This is a genomic window from Christensenella sp. (genome assembly GCF_034927525.1).
GTDB lineage: Bacteria > Bacillota > Clostridia > Christensenellales > Christensenellaceae > Christensenella.
Map to the genome: position 1 here is coordinate 1 of NZ_JAYFPU010000053.1, position 1,826 is coordinate 1,826.

Genomic DNA, 1,826 nt, shown 5'->3' on the forward strand with positions numbered 1-1,826 from the left:
TTCTATATTACAATAAACTCCGTTGGTTTGCAATTTAAGTTTTAATTTTATCGGGGTGTGGCTCAGTTTGGTAGAGCGCATGGTTCGGGACCATGAGGCCGGAGGTTCAAATCCTCTCACTCCGACCAGTTGATAAAAAGCAAAAAGCCAGGGAACAAGCGGTTCTCCGGCTTTTTTTATTTCTCAAAATATACGATTTACCCTTTACAGATTTTTATACAGACAATCCATTATAAAACCGTTCCATATTCTGGCTGCTTTTTTTGCGCATGGCATCTGTCACGTGGGCGTAGGTGTCCATGGTAAAAGCAACGGAATGATGCCCCATGTTTTCGGAGATAGTCTTAAAATCGTCCCCCGCCTGGATGCTGGCCACGGCGTAGGTGTGGCGCAGATCATGGAAGCGCAGCTTTGGCAACTCAATCACCTTTCGGATTTTTGAGAAATGGTTATTCAGTGTCCCCGCCTTGGTGTGGTCCCCGGTTTCAGTAGAGAACACAAATCCCCCCTGGTCATTCCAGAGGCTCCCGGCTCTCAGGCGGTTTTCCAGTTGCCGCTTTCGGATATCCCGCAGCATATCCATAACAAAGGGGGCCGGGGCGATGGTTCGGGGCTTCCCGTTCTTGGTGACCATCCATTGATAATTTCCCTCCAGGGCTGCAATTGGCGATGAATGTATATCGTGCTTGTTTCAAAGTCCCAGGTCAAGCAAATGATTTCCGAACGCCGTAAACCTGTGAATATGGCGAAGATAAACAGATTTTCCAGGGTGTCGCTTTGGCAGATGCTCAAGAAATGGGGAAGGGTGTCGCTGTCCAGGGGGTGAATCGCTGGTTTATCGCCCTTTGGAAGGGTGCATAAGCTGGAAGGATTGGAAGGAATATAGGCCAGGGCCACGGCTTGGTTGATGGCTTTGGAGAGGATGCCGTGGGTGTTCTTTACGGTTTTGGGGCTGTGCGCCTCTAATAGCTTATTGTAAAAGTGCTGGATGGTGTGCGGGGTTAGCTTCATAAGGGGGATATCTCCCAGGTCTTTTCTTTTTGCCCACCACCTGATATAATACCTTCTAAGAGTGGTTTGCTGGGTAGCGGGCTTCTGCCTCAATCTGCATAAGATTGGGGGTGATGCTATGACAGTGTATGAAAGTTTAATGCTTATGTTGACCTTCGGCGCACTAGTGGCATTACTCTTTTCCGGTCGCAAAGGCTAAAAAAGAGCATGAAAAAAGCTACCCCTATGATTTGACCGTCAGTGGGTAGCTGATTAAAAATCTGTAGAGGCAGTACCGCCGAAAGCGGGCCGCTCTTTTCTACCCATATTATACAACGGTATGAACGAATATTCAAGCCCCTGGGACCTGTTTAAGGTTGCTGGGGGTTTCGTGCGTTTTTACGTAAGATTTCTCAAGGAAATTCTAAACTCTGTTAAACAGAGTTTAGAATACTTTTGGAGTAATGGCCGAAAATTCGGATGTGCGCAGTATGCACTTCCAGAATAATGATTGGCTGAATTTTCAACTGGAATCCCTTTTGGGGACCCCATCAAGCGACGGGATGATTGATCCCGCCTGGGCCGTCCATCTGATGGCTTTGCAAGTTGCCAGCAAGTTAATCAGGGAATCGGCGATTTATTGGATTAATCTAGTTTTTAATCAAGTCAATCCTGTATTGTATCAATCCAGTATGAGCAGTGTTGGTCGATGCTATGATAACGCCCGGATGGAGAGCTTTTTCGCAACGCTCAAGAAAGAAAAACTTTATCGTATTGATACGATGAAGATGACCCAGGAGATGGTCAAGACGATTATCTTTAGATATATCCAATAC

At 46.5% G+C, this 1,826-nt stretch carries 3 protein-coding genes, 1 tRNA gene and 1 pseudogene; 3 read left to right on the top strand and 2 right to left on the bottom strand.

Annotated elements, in window-relative coordinates:
- Positions 1 to 51: 51 nt before the first annotated feature.
- Positions 52 to 128 (top strand) — tRNA-Pro (locus tag VB081_RS01870).
- Positions 129 to 214: 86 nt separating this feature from the next.
- Here VB081_RS01870 and VB081_RS01875 read toward each other — a convergent pair.
- Entirely contained in the window at positions 215 to 634 is a 420-nt protein-coding gene (locus VB081_RS01875; RefSeq protein ID WP_323398042.1) for a tyrosine-type recombinase/integrase, read from the bottom strand.
- A complete protein-coding gene (locus VB081_RS01880; protein ID WP_323399158.1) occupies positions 535 to 1,011 on the bottom strand; it encodes a tyrosine-type recombinase/integrase in 477 nt (158 codons plus the stop codon). The genes VB081_RS01875 and VB081_RS01880 overlap by 100 nt, the downstream gene beginning before the upstream one ends.
- A gap of 118 nt (positions 1,012 to 1,129) precedes the next feature.
- Between VB081_RS01880 and VB081_RS14955 the strand changes: the two genes are divergently transcribed.
- Both VB081_RS14955 and VB081_RS01885 read left to right on the top strand, forming a co-directional pair.
- Positions 1,130 to 1,210 carry a putative holin-like toxin gene (locus VB081_RS14955; protein ID WP_410173264.1) on the top strand — a complete coding sequence of 27 codons (81 nt, stop codon included), beginning with the start codon at positions 1,130 to 1,132 and terminating at the stop codon, positions 1,208 to 1,210.
- A gap of 244 nt (positions 1,211 to 1,454) precedes the next feature.
- Positions 1,455 to 1,826: pseudogene (locus tag VB081_RS01885) on the top strand (hypothetical protein); the annotation flags it as partial.